At 59.0% G+C, this 14,522-nt stretch carries 14 protein-coding genes and 1 tRNA gene; 7 read left to right on the top strand and 8 right to left on the bottom strand.

Annotation, left to right across the window (positions count from 1 at the left end; genetic code table 11):
- Positions 1 to 55: 55 nt before the first annotated feature.
- Both ABIB44_RS02160 and ABIB44_RS02155 read right to left on the bottom strand, forming a co-directional pair.
- Positions 56 to 709: an HD domain-containing protein gene (locus tag ABIB44_RS02160; RefSeq protein ID WP_354582977.1), complete on the bottom strand. Its 654-nt coding sequence runs from the start codon at positions 707 to 709 to the stop codon at positions 56 to 58.
- Positions 710 to 812: 103 nt separating this feature from the next.
- Complete coding sequence (locus ABIB44_RS02155; RefSeq protein ID WP_354582976.1) at positions 813 to 1,613, bottom strand: DUF547 domain-containing protein; 801 nt, start codon at positions 1,611 to 1,613, stop codon at positions 813 to 815.
- 150 nt (positions 1,614 to 1,763) lie between these two features.
- On the opposite strand from ABIB44_RS02155, the gene ABIB44_RS02150 reads away from it, so the two are divergent.
- On the top strand, positions 1,764 to 2,567 hold the full coding sequence (locus ABIB44_RS02150; protein WP_354582975.1) for a phosphatase PAP2 family protein: 804 nt from the start codon (positions 1,764 to 1,766) through the stop codon (positions 2,565 to 2,567).
- 81 nt (positions 2,568 to 2,648) lie between these two features.
- Positions 2,649 to 2,873: a hypothetical protein gene (locus tag ABIB44_RS02145; RefSeq protein WP_354582974.1), complete on the top strand. Its 225-nt coding sequence runs from the start codon at positions 2,649 to 2,651 to the stop codon at positions 2,871 to 2,873.
- A gap of 65 nt (positions 2,874 to 2,938) precedes the next feature.
- On the opposite strand, the gene ABIB44_RS02140 is transcribed toward ABIB44_RS02145, so the two are convergent.
- The 3 genes from ABIB44_RS02140 to ABIB44_RS02130 all read right to left on the bottom strand — a co-directional run bounded on the left by ABIB44_RS02140 (position 2,939) and on the right by ABIB44_RS02130 (position 6,224).
- Positions 2,939 to 3,014, bottom strand: a tRNA-Thr gene (locus ABIB44_RS02140).
- Between the two features lie 119 nt (positions 3,015 to 3,133).
- Complete coding sequence (locus ABIB44_RS02135) at positions 3,134 to 5,581, bottom strand: DUF349 domain-containing protein (protein ID WP_354582973.1); 2,448 nt, start codon at positions 5,579 to 5,581, stop codon at positions 3,134 to 3,136.
- Between the two features lie 88 nt (positions 5,582 to 5,669).
- On the bottom strand, positions 5,670 to 6,224 hold the full coding sequence (locus tag ABIB44_RS02130) for a YqgE/AlgH family protein (RefSeq protein WP_354582972.1): 555 nt from the start codon (positions 6,222 to 6,224) through the stop codon (positions 5,670 to 5,672).
- Positions 6,225 to 6,462: 238 nt separating this feature from the next.
- Between ABIB44_RS02130 and pdxH the strand changes: the two genes are divergently transcribed.
- From pdxH to ABIB44_RS02105, 5 genes are all read left to right on the top strand, one after another.
- Entirely contained in the window at positions 6,463 to 7,113 is a 651-nt protein-coding gene (gene pdxH, locus ABIB44_RS02125) for a pyridoxamine 5'-phosphate oxidase (RefSeq protein ID WP_354582971.1), read from the top strand.
- An 88-nt stretch (positions 7,114 to 7,201) separates the two neighbouring features.
- On the top strand, positions 7,202 to 8,533 hold the full coding sequence (locus tag ABIB44_RS02120; RefSeq protein ID WP_354582970.1) for a DUF1015 domain-containing protein: 1,332 nt from the start codon (positions 7,202 to 7,204) through the stop codon (positions 8,531 to 8,533).
- A complete protein-coding gene (locus tag ABIB44_RS02115) occupies positions 8,530 to 9,111 on the top strand; it encodes a Maf family nucleotide pyrophosphatase (protein ID WP_354582969.1) in 582 nt (193 codons plus the stop codon). The genes ABIB44_RS02120 and ABIB44_RS02115 overlap by 4 nt, the downstream gene beginning before the upstream one ends.
- Positions 9,112 to 9,122: 11 nt before the next feature.
- Positions 9,123 to 10,925: a hypothetical protein gene (locus ABIB44_RS02110; protein WP_354582968.1), complete on the top strand. Its 1,803-nt coding sequence runs from the start codon at positions 9,123 to 9,125 to the stop codon at positions 10,923 to 10,925.
- Between the two features lie 98 nt (positions 10,926 to 11,023).
- Entirely contained in the window at positions 11,024 to 12,781 is a 1,758-nt protein-coding gene (locus ABIB44_RS02105; protein WP_354582967.1) for a hypothetical protein, read from the top strand.
- Positions 12,782 to 12,786: 5 nt separating this feature from the next.
- Here the strand turns inward: ABIB44_RS02105 and ABIB44_RS02100 are convergent, their stop codons facing one another.
- From ABIB44_RS02100 to ABIB44_RS02090, 3 genes are read right to left on the bottom strand one after another with little or no spacing between them, the layout of a single operon-like run.
- Positions 12,787 to 13,218 (bottom strand): EamA family transporter, encoded by a 432-nt coding sequence (locus tag ABIB44_RS02100; protein WP_354582966.1) that lies wholly within the window; start codon positions 13,216 to 13,218, stop codon positions 12,787 to 12,789.
- Positions 13,219 to 13,232: 14 nt separating this feature from the next.
- Positions 13,233 to 14,105, bottom strand: coding sequence for a glycosyltransferase family protein (locus ABIB44_RS02095; RefSeq protein WP_354582965.1), 873 nt, complete (start codon positions 14,103 to 14,105; stop codon positions 13,233 to 13,235).
- Between the two features lies 1 nt (position 14,106).
- Positions 14,107 to 14,511, bottom strand: coding sequence for a DUF4259 domain-containing protein (locus ABIB44_RS02090; RefSeq protein WP_354582964.1), 405 nt, complete (start codon positions 14,509 to 14,511; stop codon positions 14,107 to 14,109).
- Positions 14,512 to 14,522: the final 11 nt, after the last annotated feature.

Raw genomic sequence — 14,522 nt, 5'->3', positions numbered from 1 at the left:
TCTGAGGCAGGAAAAATCCAACTGGTCTTTCCCCCGGGTAGCGGAGTTGGCACCCCTAGCCAATTCCATCCCACTCGGCCAGGAATCGGGCCACGTAAGTTTCCATGAAGGCGTGGCGTTCGGCAGCCACGGCACGGGCAGAATCGGTATTCAGCCGGTCTTTGAGGTGCAGCAGCTTTTCATAGAAATGATTGAGCGTCGGAGCAGTATTTTTCTGGTAGCTGGCAAAGGAGTCGTGCGCCACAGGCGGCACGGCAGGGTCATGCAGGGGGCGGCCCTTATGCCCCCCATAGGCAAAGGCGCGGGCAATACCAATGGCTCCAATGGCATCGAGCCGGTCGGCATCCTGCACCAAAGCGGCTTCGCGCGACGATACCGGTGTAGCCACTCCCAACCCCTTAAAGGAAACCTCGCGAATAACCGTTTCGACCCGGGCAGTAAGTTCTTCATCAGCCCCTTGGCTTATCAACCAGGCACGCGCCGCTCGGGGGCCAGCCTCGTAGTCACCGTCGTGGAACTTCCAGTCGGCGATGTCGTGCAGCAAAGCGGCCAGTTCGGTTACCTGCGCATCGGCTCCCGGCTCGGTGGAGGCCAGACGGCGAGCCATTAGCCAAACCCGACGGATGTGGGCCCAGTCGTGGCCGCTCCCTTCCCCATCAAAAAGGTGCTCAATGTGCGCGGCGGTGGAGGTAATGATGTCGTTATTCATAAACGTACAACGGTTAGTCGGCTCAGGAAAAGGCAAACAAAAAGCGGCCGCTACCAAAGCAGCGGCCGCTTGTAAGACGGGCAAACTTACTCCCCAAAGTCCATTATTGCTCGTTCAGCGCCCAATTGTAGGTCATGTAAGTGAGCGTGGCGTCGGGCTTTATCTTGGTATCAGCGTAGCGATTAATAAAGTCCTGCACTGATTTGCTGCCGTTTTTGGTGAAGTCCTTTGGATAGAAATTGAAGATGGACGACACCTGAGGCTTGTCGGCTGGGGTAAGCTTGTTTTTGGCGGGGTTGTTTACGAAGTAATGCCCCTGTTCATCCAGTTGAGCGTTGAGCGTAGGTCCGGTATAGGCATCGTTGCGCAAACGTGGGCACGACATGGCCGCGCACACCAAGGCCAAGTGAATGCGATTGTCCGCAAACTGTTTCCGAATAATGCGGTGCTCGATGTCGTTCAGCGAATAGTCTTTGCCATCAAGATGAATAAAATGTTTGTCCCAGGGAGTATTAACGAAGATTTTATCACCACCCAAGTCCTTGATACTCTTCACTGGGTAATTGCGAATAATGAGCTGCGCCGTGTAAGCGTTATAAGCGTTAATCCAGTAGGCAAGCCGGTCATTATCCGTCCAGCTTTTGCTAGGCAAATGGGTGGCCAGGTCCTGCAAATAAGTATTGAGGGCCAGGCTATCGGCGCGCAGCCCCCGGTAGTTTACCAGGCCGCGCTCGTTCACATACTGTTTTGCAAGAGCATTCCAGCCGGCGTGCGTGGGTGGCGAAGTCTCCGTTGCCGACATTGGGTTGAGCGGAATAAGGTAGCGAATGTAGCCGCAACTTGATAAGCCACTGGCGCTGAGCAGCAAGATTCCAAAAGAGAATAAGCGAAAAGAACGAGACATCGTTAAGAAAAAAGAAAGAGTGAAGACTACCTTTCAGCAGCTGGCTAAAGTACGTAGCCCACGAGATTTTTGGTGGGTTCCGCTACAATCATAACCAGGTTTTCATGCAATCAGCCGTTTCTTCGCACTATCGTTCAAATTACTACCGGTATGACAACCCGCTATTCTGTTCTGCTTGCCCTGCTCCTGCCCCTTTCGGCCGCCGCACAGGTATCCGCGCCAGCACCCGCCGACACGACGCACAAATACGAAAATCCAACCGGAATAAAATCGACGACCAAAAAGCCGTTTTTTAAAAGCAAGGGGTTTCGGGCGGCCATCGTGCCGGCGCTGCTCATTGGCTACGGCGCGAGCACGATTAATGGCAATGGCCTGTATAGCTCCTACGACGTTCACAACGATGTGCGGCACGTATTTGGGGGCTACCGCAGCCACATCGACGACTTTTTACAGTGGGCACCTTATCTGGAGATTCCCGCCGTGCTGCTGGCCGGCGTCGAGTCGCACAACGACCGGGTGAACCTGGGGCTGGTACTGGTGAAGAGCGAGCTGATAATGCTCGGAGCGGTGTACATCGTCAAAACACTGACTCAAGTGGAGCGACCCGACGGCTCGAATAATCTCTCCTTCCCATCGGGCCACACGGCGCAGGCATTCCTGGCGGCCAGCATCGTACACACCGAATTTAGGGATAAGAGCCAATGGTACGGTATCGGGGCCTATACTCTGGCAACGAGTGTGGCGGCTTATCGGATGATTAATGACAAGCACTGGGAGTCGGACGTAATTGCCGGGGCAGGTTTCGGAATCCTTTCGGCCCACCTCGCCTACCTTTCACACCGTAACCGCTGGGGCCACAAGCCCACCGGACGCGGCATTGGCGACACCAGCCTTGTACCGATGTGGACCCCAGCCGGCGGTGCGGGCCTTGGTTTCAGCTGGCGGCCAAAATAGCTGTCTAAGCTGAACAACAATCCTCAATTAGCGTACTCATCAACTTTCCTTGTTTCCCCACTTTAGCACTCATTACCATTCATGGAAACCACTCTGCTCACCAAGTACCGCATTTTTAAGCTCATCTTTGAATCCAACGTAAACGACTATGGTTCGATGTGGACTTACAAGCACATCCAGGGTGAGAAAAACCACGAATTCGACAGCGAAAAGGACGCGTTGGAATGGGTACAGGAAAACCCGGAAATCATGATTAGGTGCCGGGAGTTTGTCATCATCCCCGTTTACCATTTGGCGGTATCCTAAGGCACTTTACCATTTTTGACAACAAAAAGCCCCATTGCATCGCTGCAATGGGGCTTTAAGCTAACTGGAGCCGCCTGTCGGACTCGAACCAACGACCCTCTGATTACAAGTCAGAAGCTCTACCAACTGAGCTAAGGCGGCAGGTTGGTGGTGCAAAAGTAACCAGCCCACGCTAAATTTTGGGCCTTACAACCACTATTTAATAAAAAAAGGCGCTGCGCAATCGCGCAGCGCCTTTTTTGCAGCTGAAAATAAGGCGCTTAGCTCCGCACCATTTTCAGCTGTTTCTTCAGCGCGTCGATGCGCTTCTGGCCTTCGGCAATACGGCCCTGATACTCCTCGCGCAGCTGCGAAGCATTTTTGGACCGCGCGAAGAAGTCGAGGTTGGTTTGCAGGGTGGAAGCGTCGTTTTCGAGCTCGTTGATTTCTTTACGCAGCGCCATCTCCTTACGGGTAAGCTGTTGCTGGGCGTGCGGCCGCGCTTTCAGGCGGGCTACTTCGGTTTGAAACAACAAGTCGGTGCGGTCGGTGTAAGACAAGGCCGGCACTTGGTCGAGATACTTACCGAGTAGTTTAAGCAGCTGTTCTTCACTGGCATCGCCGGTGCCGCGGTTGGGCTGCTCATCAGAAGGGTCAAAAGCGTTGGACCAGTCGGACAGCAAGGCGCGGAATCCTTCGAGGGAGCCGGGATTATCGGCCGAAAGTACCTCAACCTGCTGAGCAACGGCTTCGAGGTGCGCAGTCTGCTCGGCCGAAGCCTGCTGCACTTTTTCCTCGCGCTGACGGAACTCCTGCTTCGGCCGCTCAAAAACGGCATCGCACGCGGCGCGGAAGCGGTGCCAAAGCTTATCGGCAAGCTTGTCGGGCACGCGGCCCACGTCCTTCCACTCCTTCTGCACCCGGATGATGGTCTGGCGCGCGGCGTCCTGGTCGGCGTTGTTCTGCGCTTCCTCAGCTTGGTCGATGAGAGCCTGCTTGGCCTTTACGTTGGCAGACTTTTCGTTGTCAAGGGACTTGAAGAAGTCGTTCTTCCGGTTGAAGAAAGCCTTGTAAGCAGCCCAGTACTGCTTGTTCAGGGCGTCGGCCTGGGCACGGGGCACAAGGCCGGCGGCTTCCCACTCCGTTTTAATTTCCTGGAGCTCATCGGTTTTGGAGCGCCACAGATTCACACGGTCCGTTTCGAAAGTGGCAAAAGGCAACACGCGCTCCAGCAGAGCCTGCTTCACCACGAGGTTGGCCTTTTCGACTACCGAGCGCTGGTCGGCGAACTCCTTGCGCCGCTGGTGCAGCACATCCGAGGCCGCGATAAAACGCTGCCACAGCGGCTCGCGCTGGTCGTTGGGCACGGGCCCTATGTTCTTCCAGTCTTCGTGCAGCTTAGTTAACTCGTCGAGGGCCTTATTGATACCGGAAGCCGAACCCAACGCCTCAGCCCGTTTGATGAGGCCTTCCTTAGCCTCCAGGTTGCGGCGGCGGTCCAGGTCCTTCATCTGCAGAAACTGGCCCTGCTTGCTGTAATAGATATCGAGTAAGCCGTGATAGGTATCCCAAATCGACTGACTATCGGTTTGCGGAACAGCACCAGTAGCTTTCCACTCCGATTGCAGCGTTTTCAGCTTAGCAGAGCTGTCCTTGGTTTCAGCACCTTCTACCAGCGTGCGCAGCTGGTCGAGCAGAGCTTTTTTCTTGGTGAGGTTATCGCCCCGGCTGGCATCTTCGGCCTTGGCATCCTTCACGCGGCTCTCGCGGAATTCCTGCAGGGCCTTATTAAGCTCCTGTTGGCCTTCGGGCTGCTGAAAAGCGAAAGCTTCGGCCCCTTCACCACCGGCGGCAAATTTTTCGCGCGCGGCGGTGCGAGCCAGACCGACGTTGGCTTCGTACTGGCGGGTAAAGTCCTGAATCTGCTTCCGGTAGTTGCGGGCATCGGGCCGGCGCAGCAGTCCAACCAAATAGGTGGCCTGCGCCGGCAGGTCAAGGCCCGTGAAATCAGGGACTAATGCTTCGGGAGCAGTTTCCGTCGTGGCAGACGCGACAGCAGCTTCTTCGGTCGGTAGCGGCGTTTCGGATGAAGTTGGGAGGGCCGCCACTGGCTCAGTGGCGGCTTCCAGCTCGGCCGCATCGTGCAGCTCCACCACTGGCAATTCGGGGGCCTGGTCCTCTACCGTTTCGGCCTGCGGGGCGCTCAGGGTTTCTGGGTCGGCAATGGGAGCCGGATTGACACTGGCGATATGCTCGTCGGCGGGGTAGGCCTCCGGATTGGGAGTGGGCTCGGGCGCGTCGGCTCCGGACTCAGCTGCGGGCGCACCATAGTGGGCCAGCGCGCGGGCCTGGGGAGCCGAGATGTCGCGACCTTCCACGGTGACGGAATCGGGCAGGTTATGGGCCGTGACGGCAGCAGCAGCGGCTTCGAGCGTGCCGGAGTCGGGAGTCAAGGAACCAAGGTCGGTGGCGATAACCGCCGCCCCGGTGGCTTCAGCGGTGCCAGCCCCTTCGGGTTGGCCGGCGGCCAGCTCGGGCGTGCCCTGGGCGGGCATTTCTACCTGGGTTTCGCCGCTCGCATTGGGCACAGCAGTAGCTGAGGGTGCCGGCTCATCGTCGGCACGGCCCTGAATTTCGGCCAGTCGGCGTTGCAAAATGGTCATCCGGTCTTCAGCGGACAATTCGGAACCGCCGGCTTGCGGCGAGGTGGGGGTTTCTTCAGCAGCCATAAATCTTCGTATTAGCCGGCCCACGTTGGGGCCAGAGGAGCGCGCAAAAAATTGTAAAACAACAAATAATCCGGCCCAGGGGGCCGCCTTAATTCAAGCTGGGGTCGACGGGATAATTGGCCAGCACCTTGTAGCGCCCTCCTTTTTCCCGCAGAATGTCCCGCCAGAAAGCATCAGATGCCAAAGTAAACACTTTCCCGGCGCTTGCGGGCTGCCGTATCCAACTCTGGTCCTGCATTTCGACTGCCAACTGCCCGCTGGACCAGCCCGAATAGCCAACGAACAAGCGCACATCGTCGGCGGCCACGTCTCCGCTACCCAGCAGTCGCAGCAACATTTCAAAATCGCCTCCCCAGTACACTTCCTGGCCAAGGTCCTGCGCGCCGGCCAGGTCGGCCCGCTGATGCAGGAAATGCAGCGTATCGGGCTCGACGGGGCCCCCAAGGTAAAGCGGCACGTTGGCAGCGGCATGCTCGGGCGTGGGCAGGTCGAGCACGTCGCCCAGCGTAAGGTTGGTGAGCCGGTTAAGCACCAAGCCGAAAGAGCCATTGGCGGGCTCATCGCGGCACAGCAGCACTACGCTGCGCTCGAAGTTGGGGTCGCCGAGAAATGGCTTAGAGATGAGCAGCGTGCCAGGGCGCATATTGAAACAGATTGAGGTAGAGAGGAGATAAGCGGTTGGCTGCCCGGCGGCGACCCAACGCGGGTTACTGGTTGAAGCAAGCAAAAGGGCCGCGAGCTTTAACGGCAGTAGTACCTTGCGCCCGCAAAACCGACTGGACGCGACCCAGCGATTGATATAAAGACTGTGGCATGCGGAAATTTGTTCCGGCTATGGTAATGGCCACCGTCACTCCGCTCCCACTTCCCTCCTGCTTCCAATGAATGATTCTCAACTAGCCGACCTGCGTAAAACGTATGCGCAGCGCTCCCTTTCCGAAGCCGACGTGCTGCCCGATGCCGTACGCCAGTTTCGAGCCTGGCTCGACGAAGCCATCGCGGCCAAGCTCGACGAGCCCACTGCACTAACTTTAAGCACAGTTTCGGCTTTGGGCCAGCCATCATCCCGCGTGGTACTGCTTAAGGGCTTGCCCGATGATGCGGGCTTTTTATTTTATACCAACTACGACTCGCGCAAGGGTCAGGAGCTGGCCGCGCAGCCCTTGGCCGCGCTCAACTTCTTCTGGCCCGGCCTGGAGCGGCAGGTGCGGGTGGAAGGCCGGGTCGAAAAAGCACCAGCTGAACTCTCGACCGAGTACTTTCAGAGCCGCCCCCGCAGCAGCCAACTTGGGGCCTGGGCTTCGCCCCAAAGTCAGGTTATCAGCAGCCGCGACGAGTTGGAAGACCGCGAAGCAGAAGTAGCCGCAAAATTCGGTGACCAGGACCCATTGCCGCGCCCACCGTACTGGGGGGGATTTATCCTGCGGCCCACTCTAGTCGAATTCTGGCAGGGCCGACCCAGCCGTTTGCACGACCGAATTGTGTACGAGCTGGAAGGCACAACCTGGAACCGCAGCCGCCTGGCTCCCTGATGGGGGTTGGATGCGAATGATTGACTATTAAAATTCAACATTATTCGCTCAGCTTTTCCAATCCTCAACATTCAAGCCCTTTATTTACTTGGCTGAGATTCAACCCCTGCGCGGCTGGCGCTACAATCCGACGCTGAGCGCCAACATCGATGCTTACGTGTCGCCGCTGTTCGATGTGGTTTCGGCGAAGCAGCGGGAGGCCCTGTACCGGAACCCGCTCAACTCCATTCACCTCTCGGTGCCCCGGGCCGACGACCCCGCCGCAGCCGCGCTGGCGCGGCTGCGCGAGTGGCAGGCCAGCGGTGTGTTGCGGCAGGATGAGCTGCCGGGCATTTACGCCTACTACCAGTATTTTCGGCTGCCGGGCAGCCCCCGCGAATACTGCCGCAAGGGCTTTATGTGCCACATCCGGGCCTACGATTGGGACGAGGAAGTGGTGCTTCGCCACGAAAACACGCTGCCGGCCTCGGTAAACGACCGGGCCGAGCTGCTGGCCCGTACCCAGCTGCAAAGCAGCGCTACCCACGGGCTATACCGCGACCAGGACTTTGAGCTGGAAGCTTTTCTGGACGAAGCCATGCGTACGCCGCTGGTCGAAACCGAGGAGGACTACCAGGGCGCACGCGACGTACTGGCCGTAATTCAGGATGCGGCGGTAATCCGGCGGTTTCAGGCGGTACTGGCGGCCCGGCAGGTGATTCTGGCCGATGGCCACCACCGCTACGAGGGTTCACTGGCCTACCGCCAGGCCCGCGAGCTGGCCGCCGACGGCCAAGCCACCGGCCGCGAGCCCTGGAACTACCACCTTATGTACCTGACCAACGCGGCCGCCGACGACCTGCGCATTTTACCCACCCACCGCTTGGTGCTGGAGTTTCCGGGCGACTTAAGTGACCAGGAATTACTATTCCGGCTGGAGCCGTATTTCACCGTAAGACCCTTGGACGATGCCAACGACCTACCCGAAATAATCGCGGGCAAACCCTGGGCCTTCGGGTTGTACTTGGACGGCCAGGCGTACAAAATACGGTTGCGGCCCGAGGTTCAGGCCCAGCTCGACTGGGACACCACCGAAGCCGTAAAAAACCTTGATTTGACCGTACTGCACTATTTCGTACTCGAGAAGTGCCTCGGCATCGTCGGGCCCGACGCTCAGCGCGCCTGGCAAGGGGTGGCCTACGTGCGCAATTTTGCGGAATGCCTGCAACGCGTGGACCGGGGCGAGGCCCGGGCTGCCTTCATTGTAAACGAAGTGAGCATGGCCGAAGTGGAAGCCGTGTGCCACTCGGGCGCGGTGATGCCCCCCAAGTCGACCTTTTTCTACCCCAAGACCATTGGCGGCTTTCTATTAAGCAGCGTTGCCGACGAAGAAGGCAGCAACGTTTTTCTCGATTACTTTCAGTCGCCTGTCACCGCGTGAAACTTATTCTGGCCTCCAATTCGCCCCGCCGCCGGCAGCTGCTGACCGACCTGGGCCTTGCTTATGAAATTCGCCTGCTGGAGGTAGATGAGGAGTTTCCTCCCCATCTGCACCGCGCCGAAGTGGCCGAATATCTGGCTGCCCGCAAAGCGGCTGCCTACGTAGCCAGCCTGGCTGCCGATGAAATACTGCTCACGGCCGATACTATCGTGTGCCTCGGGCCCGACGTCCTGAACAAGCCCGCCAACCGCGCCGAGGCCCAGTACATGCTGGGCCGCCTGCAAGGCCGGGCGCACGACGTATTTACGGGCGTATGCCTGCGCACCGGCGACGGCCGGCAGGTGGTGTTTTCGGACCAAACCACGGTGCATTTCCGCTCTCTCACTACGGCCGAAATCGACTACTACATCGATACCTGCCAGCCCTACGATAAGGCCGGAGCATACGGCGCGCAGGACTGGCTTGGCATGGCCGCCATCGACCGGCTCGAAGGTTCGTACTTCAATGTAATGGGCCTGCCCACCCACCGCGTGTGGGCTGAGCTGGAAAAGCTGGGCGCGCTGGCTACGCAGCGCTAGCTTCTCGCCACATGCTCAGGCCCCCGCAACCCAGCGCTGTCTCCCATCGGCGCGACCGCCTGGCAATCGTGGGAGTGGCAGTGGCATTGCTGCTGATTACCGGCAGCGGCCTGAGCTGGCTATTCGTTCCCACTCAGCTGCAACAGCTAGCAAAGCTGGGCGAGCTTCGTTATCACGAAGACGGGTTCCGGCATCTGTCGCTGGCGCTGTCTCCCGCCCGGCTGCTGGGCTTGCAGCTAACCATGGGCGGCACCTTGCTACTGGGCCTGGGAGGGTGGCTGGCCATTGGGTCGCGGGCGGTGAAGGTTATCGGGCCGCAGCTGCTGCGCGCCATTGGACGACTGCGCGGAAATTGGCAGCGCCTGCCTGCAAGCTTTCAACGCTACACCCTGCTACTACTCACGCTGGTGCTGGCAGCACGCCTGTATTACCTGGTGGCATTCCCCTTGAGTACCGACGAAATAGCATCGTTTGACTATTTCGTTAGCCATGGGCCGCGCGTTATCTTCAGCTATTACCCGATTCCGAACAACCACTTACTCTACAACCTACTAGCCTGGCCCCTGCGCCTGACCGCGCTGCCGCCTCTGCTGGTGATGCGCCTGCCGACCTATGTTCTGGGGGCCATCAGCCTGTTGCTGACGCTGGGATTGTTAAGCCGGATAATTGGATGGCGGCGCGCGCTGCTTATTTCTGCACTAACGAGCCTTACCCCTTTAAGTGTGTATTACGGGGCCGTTGGACGGGGCTATGGGCTGCAACTTGGCATGCTTCAGGTTGGCTTTTTTGCCGTGCTGGAGCTGCTGCGGCCCAAAAGCAACTACCGGCAGCTCGCCTGGGCGGCCCTGATGCTAAGCAGCGTTGCGGGCCTGCTACTGGTGCCCAGTTACGTATATCCGCTCGTCGCCCTGCTGCTGGGGGCGGCCGCTGGCATGTGCCGCGACCGAAACTGGCCCGCACTCGGTTCGCTGACAATGGCGGGTGCCATTATCGGAGTGGTAGTGGTATTGCTTTATAGTCCGATAGGCGCGATATCGGGCTGGGACCGGCTACTCGCAAACCGCTACGTGACCAGCCGGGCCGCCGCTCAGTTCTGGCCCGGTTTCCGCCCGCGCCTTTACGAAGTAGCAGCGGAGCTGTTCGGCCTGCCGGTACGGGTCAGCGGGCCGCTCTGGTTAGGAATTGCCTTGCTCGGCGGAGCCATCAGCGGGCGCATGCTGGGCGGTGCGCGCCGCCGGGCGGCCCTATTGGCGTGGCTGCTGGTAGCCCTCCCCATCGGGCTGTTGGCAGCGCAGCGGGTGTTTCCGCTGGCGCGGGTGCTGTTGTATATTCCCTGGGCCGGCGGCTTATGGCTGATGCTGGGCGCACCTCGCCTGAAAAGCACTGGACGAGCCAGAAAGTGGGCCTTACCTATTGCGGTAGCCGGGCTGGCGGGGATGGGACTACATGGCCTCTACCTGCGCGAGCCGCAGCGACGCGGTTCGCAACGCGAAACCCGGCTCGTGCAGCAGGCCTACTCCTGGCTCCGGCATGCAGTGCGGCCGGGCAGTCAGGCTCCCGTGGTAGGGCTCCAAGCTCCTATTCATGAGTTGTTTTTTGCGCATTACCTGGCGCTGAGCCAAAATCCGTCACTTCACCTCGTTTCTTACCGCACGCCGCAACCGGATAAGCAATACGATTTCATCGTACTCACCCACGCGGCGGAAGCCGCCGGGAGCCGGGTACCTAAGCCTTACCTGGCCAGCTACTCGGATATTTTGGTGACTATCTATACCAACCCTGCCCCACGCCAGCAGCCGGCAGCAATCCCCTAAATTCACTTACCATCGTGTTGTCCGAACCACTCGTTAACACCAGCTTTATAATCCCGAGCCCAGTCGCAGAGAAGCTGCCCTTCCGTTTCTTCGGACTAATGGTCTGCGCAGTTGTGACGCTGACCGCTGGTTTTGCGGCGGCGGTACTGCGCCAAACCAGCCCGGAGGAGATACGCCAGCTTGACCGCATCTTCCCCTATTATCATTGGCACGTTCAGGAAATAAGCAGCCCCAGGCTACTGGCAGGGGCAAGCAGCCTGGGGCTGCTCAGCGCCGTCGCCTGCTTACTTTTTCTGCTGTTACTTTTTGGCCCCAGAGCAAAACGCGATAAGAATACCTGGTGGGGGGAATACCCGCGCGCCACTACCGGTTGGAACACCCTGACACAGTTCCAACGCCGGCTGGCAACGGTTGTCATACTGGCCATAACAACCGTGCGCCTCGTCCAAAGTATCCCGGCCATTACACCGGCTTACGATGATGCGGCTTCCTATGCGCTTTTCGTGAGTCGCGGGCTACTGGCAGTTACCAGCTACTACCCATTGCCCAACAACCACGTACTAAGTAACCTGGTCGACTGGCTGTTTTTTCAGGTGAATCCTGGTTTCTGGTGGACGATGCGGCTGCCCGTTGTGCTTGCGGCCACGCTGGCTACCGGGCTGCTGTTTGGGGGGCTGTTGCGGGCACGGGTACCCTTCCGGCCCTCTTTACTGACAGTGGTGCTATTCAGCCTGAGCCAGCTGAGCCTGTACCACGCCACGGTGGGCCGGGGCTACTGGCTGCTGATGATAGGCGCTGCCCTGGTATTCTTTGCTACCCTCGATTTGAGCGGCCCCTCTCCGGCCCGTGCGCGGCGGGCCTGGCTGGCGTTAATTTTCGGAGGCATCATCGGCACTTACGCCGTTCCCACCTTTGCCATGATGCTGGTGTCGGCCTTTTCGTGGCTGGGGCTGCAGGCGGTGCGACGGCAAGACTGGCGACAGCTGCTGCAAACAGCCATTTCCGGGGGTATCATTTCGGCGGGAACCTTGCTGGTTTACGCGCCGCTCATGCTCATCTCCGGGGCCGATAAACTATTTGGAAACGGGTTTGTGGCACCAAGGCCCTGGCACGAATTTCTGGCAGGCCTGCCCCGCTACCTGTGGGAAACCGAAGGCTTTTTGGCCGGCCAAGTGAAGCTGGGAGCGCTCATCACCATTGTGGTGCTCCTGGGCACGGCTTGGTATCTGCGCCAGGCCCACCAAACTGCGGCTGCGGGCATATTAACGGCTGTTTGGCTGCGCTTGGGAGTTATCAGCCTCTGGTTTATCGGCATCCCTTATCTGTTGCTGGTAACGCAACGGGTATTTGCTCCGGGCCGGACGCTCTTCTACAAATCGTTCTTCCTGTACTTGCTGCTGGCTTTACTGGTCGAGGAAGTGTGGGACACGACAAAACTACGTCAAGCCAAACAGTTAACTCTACTGGCGGTGGCAATAGGCTGGACGGCCTACCAGTTTCGGAGCCTTAGCCGCGACAACCAGACGCCCCGCCAGCACAACGCCGCCTACCACGATGCATACGCCTGGCTAGCCCGTCACGAGCCCGGCCCTACCCTGGTCCCCGAACCAACTCACGGCATCTTTCTCACCTTGTATTTCCACTCCGAATCGCCCGGCGTGCTCTGGAGGCCCGACTTTGAGCCCCTGCCCGGCCGCGCCTATAAGTACGTCGTAGCATTCCCCAATGAGCGCGGCTATTTCCAGCCCCGCTTTACCTACGCTCCCGATTTCAAGAACGCCGAAGTGGAAATCTACCGCGTCCGGGAATCGCAGCCCGGACCCGGGCTGCCGGCCTACTGGCACCTGGCTAACTGAGGAGGCTACTGCCCGCGCGCCAGTAGCGCAATGCCCACCACGATGCACAGCAGCCCCCCGGCCTGCGCCAGGCTCAGGCTTTCGCGCAGCAGCCCCAACCCAAGTAAAGCCGTGAGCAGCACCGAGCCGCCCACAATAACGGGAGTGCCAACCGACGACGGCACACCCCGCTGAAACACCACGAAGGTCAGAATTTCGGCTAATCCTACGCCCAAGCCGGCTAGCACCGCCAGCCCCAGCCCAGCCTTGGTTAGGGTAATCGGCTGGCCTTGCAACTTGAGCCGGAACAGCCACGCGGCTCCCAGCGCGGCGGCCACCAGCTGCAACACCACCGCGCCCACGGCGGGCGCGACATGCCCCGAAGCCAGCTTAATAAAGAAGTTGTAGAACGCCAGACACAGGGCCGTAAGCAGGGCAAGCGGGAGCCAGGGAGCCATAGCTAAATTCAGGTTTAAAGCAGCTCGTAGTTACGGTACTCGCCCAGGCGGTAGCCCGTCAGGCGCTCCAGGGCCTGCTTAAACCGGTCCTTGAAGCGGTAGCGGTTGCGGGCAATATCGTGGTTAAATTGCCAGTTCTGGGCGCTAATGCGAGGATGCATAGTGGCCGGGTGCGTGCCGTCGAACCGTTGCAGGGAATCGACCTGACTGTAGTCGAATTCCTCGGCTTCCGCTACGTTTTGCGCTACCCACTCGTCCGAATGCCATAGCTTGTTGAAGGTTTCCTGCTTGCGCTGCATGGCGGCCGGGGGCTTCACCCAGCCGTAGTGGTGCACGGTAGCATCGAGCAGCTTCACGCGCAGCTTGCGGTTGTCAGCCCGCCGGAAACCCTGCGCATCGCGGTACGACTGCACCCCGATGCCGGGCCGCACGATGCGGATTTCGCGCCGATACCAGCGGTAGGAGTCGCCCACGTAATCGTAGGAGCCGTAAAAATGGCGGTAGCCCAGCAGCAGCCCTTCCACCGTTTTATCCTCCTGCCACCGCGCCATGCCGGCCCGGATGGCGGGGTAATCAGCCTCGTGCAGCACCTCGTCGGCCTGCAGGTAAATGGCCCAATCGGCATCAGTCGGCACGGCGGCCAGGGCCTTATCGGTTTCCACGGCCAGCACCCGGCCGCCCTCGCGCAGACTGTCGTCCCACACCGTTTCGATGATGTGGATTTTAGGCGAGGCGATGCTTTGAATCAGGGCCAGCGTACCGTCTTCCGAATTGCCCACGGCTACGACAACTTCATCGCACAGCGGCAGCAGTGAGGCGATGCTTTCTAGTACAGGGTAATCGTACTTGAGCGCGTTGCGCACGAAGGTGAAACCGATGACTTTCATCCTAACCCAACCGCGTTAAAAGCTCATGCTGCACCTGCTGCCAGTCGTTTGGCTCACCACCTTCAGCCCACAATTCCTGCAACTCGGATTCGCGTATAATCACAGAAACAGCCTTACGTGCTTGTTGTATTATCTTTTGATTCGCTTCAAAGCCCATTTTTTCAATAGCCGCCGATAACTCTTCGGGCAGGTCAGAAGCCGCCCGTCCAATTATAGCTGCAACGATTTCTGCCGCAGCCAAGGCTGCTGAAGCTTCATCTACTTCAATATATTCTTCATCCGCTCTGGCATCTATCACAAATCCTAGTGAAGCCGAAATTGCAACTTCAGATGGTGATTCCAGAAATTCACCAACAAAATCCATGGCCGAATCATTTTCAAAATTGCGACGTCCCCACGCTCCCATAAATTCTGATT

The organism is Hymenobacter sp. UYCo722 (assembly GCF_040547115.1).
In the GTDB taxonomy this organism is placed as follows: Bacteria; Bacteroidota; Bacteroidia; order Cytophagales; family Hymenobacteraceae; genus Hymenobacter.
Note: the sequence above shows the minus strand (reverse complement) of the source record. Positions and strands in the feature narration are given on the sequence as shown.

What these genes read in the sequence shown, in the direction of transcription:
- ABIB44_RS02160 (WP_354582977.1), bottom strand. Translation starts at nt 709, where the DNA reads ATGAATAACGACATCATTACCTCCACCGCCGCGCACATTGAGCACCTT.
- ABIB44_RS02155 (WP_354582976.1), bottom strand. Translation starts at nt 1,613, where the DNA reads ATGTCTCGTTCTTTTCGCTTATTCTCTTTTGGAATCTTGCTGCTCAGC.
- ABIB44_RS02150 (WP_354582975.1), top strand. Translation starts at nt 1,764, where the DNA reads ATGACAACCCGCTATTCTGTTCTGCTTGCCCTGCTCCTGCCCCTTTCG.
- ABIB44_RS02145 (WP_354582974.1), top strand. Translation starts at nt 2,649, where the DNA reads ATGGAAACCACTCTGCTCACCAAGTACCGCATTTTTAAGCTCATCTTT.
- ABIB44_RS02135 (WP_354582973.1), bottom strand. Translation starts at nt 5,581, where the DNA reads ATGGCTGCTGAAGAAACCCCCACCTCGCCGCAAGCCGGCGGTTCCGAA.
- ABIB44_RS02130 (WP_354582972.1), bottom strand. Translation starts at nt 6,224, where the DNA reads ATGCGCCCTGGCACGCTGCTCATCTCTAAGCCATTTCTCGGCGACCCC.
- pdxH (WP_354582971.1), top strand. Translation starts at nt 6,463, where the DNA reads ATGAATGATTCTCAACTAGCCGACCTGCGTAAAACGTATGCGCAGCGC.
- ABIB44_RS02110 (WP_354582968.1), top strand. Translation starts at nt 9,123, where the DNA reads ATGCTCAGGCCCCCGCAACCCAGCGCTGTCTCCCATCGGCGCGACCGC.
- ABIB44_RS02105 (WP_354582967.1), top strand. Translation starts at nt 11,024, where the DNA reads ATGGTCTGCGCAGTTGTGACGCTGACCGCTGGTTTTGCGGCGGCGGTA.
- ABIB44_RS02100 (WP_354582966.1), bottom strand. Translation starts at nt 13,218, where the DNA reads ATGGCTCCCTGGCTCCCGCTTGCCCTGCTTACGGCCCTGTGTCTGGCG.
- ABIB44_RS02095 (WP_354582965.1), bottom strand. Translation starts at nt 14,105, where the DNA reads ATGAAAGTCATCGGTTTCACCTTCGTGCGCAACGCGCTCAAGTACGAT.
- ABIB44_RS02090 (WP_354582964.1), bottom strand. Translation starts at nt 14,511, where the DNA reads ATGGGAGCGTGGGGACGTCGCAATTTTGAAAATGATTCGGCCATGGAT.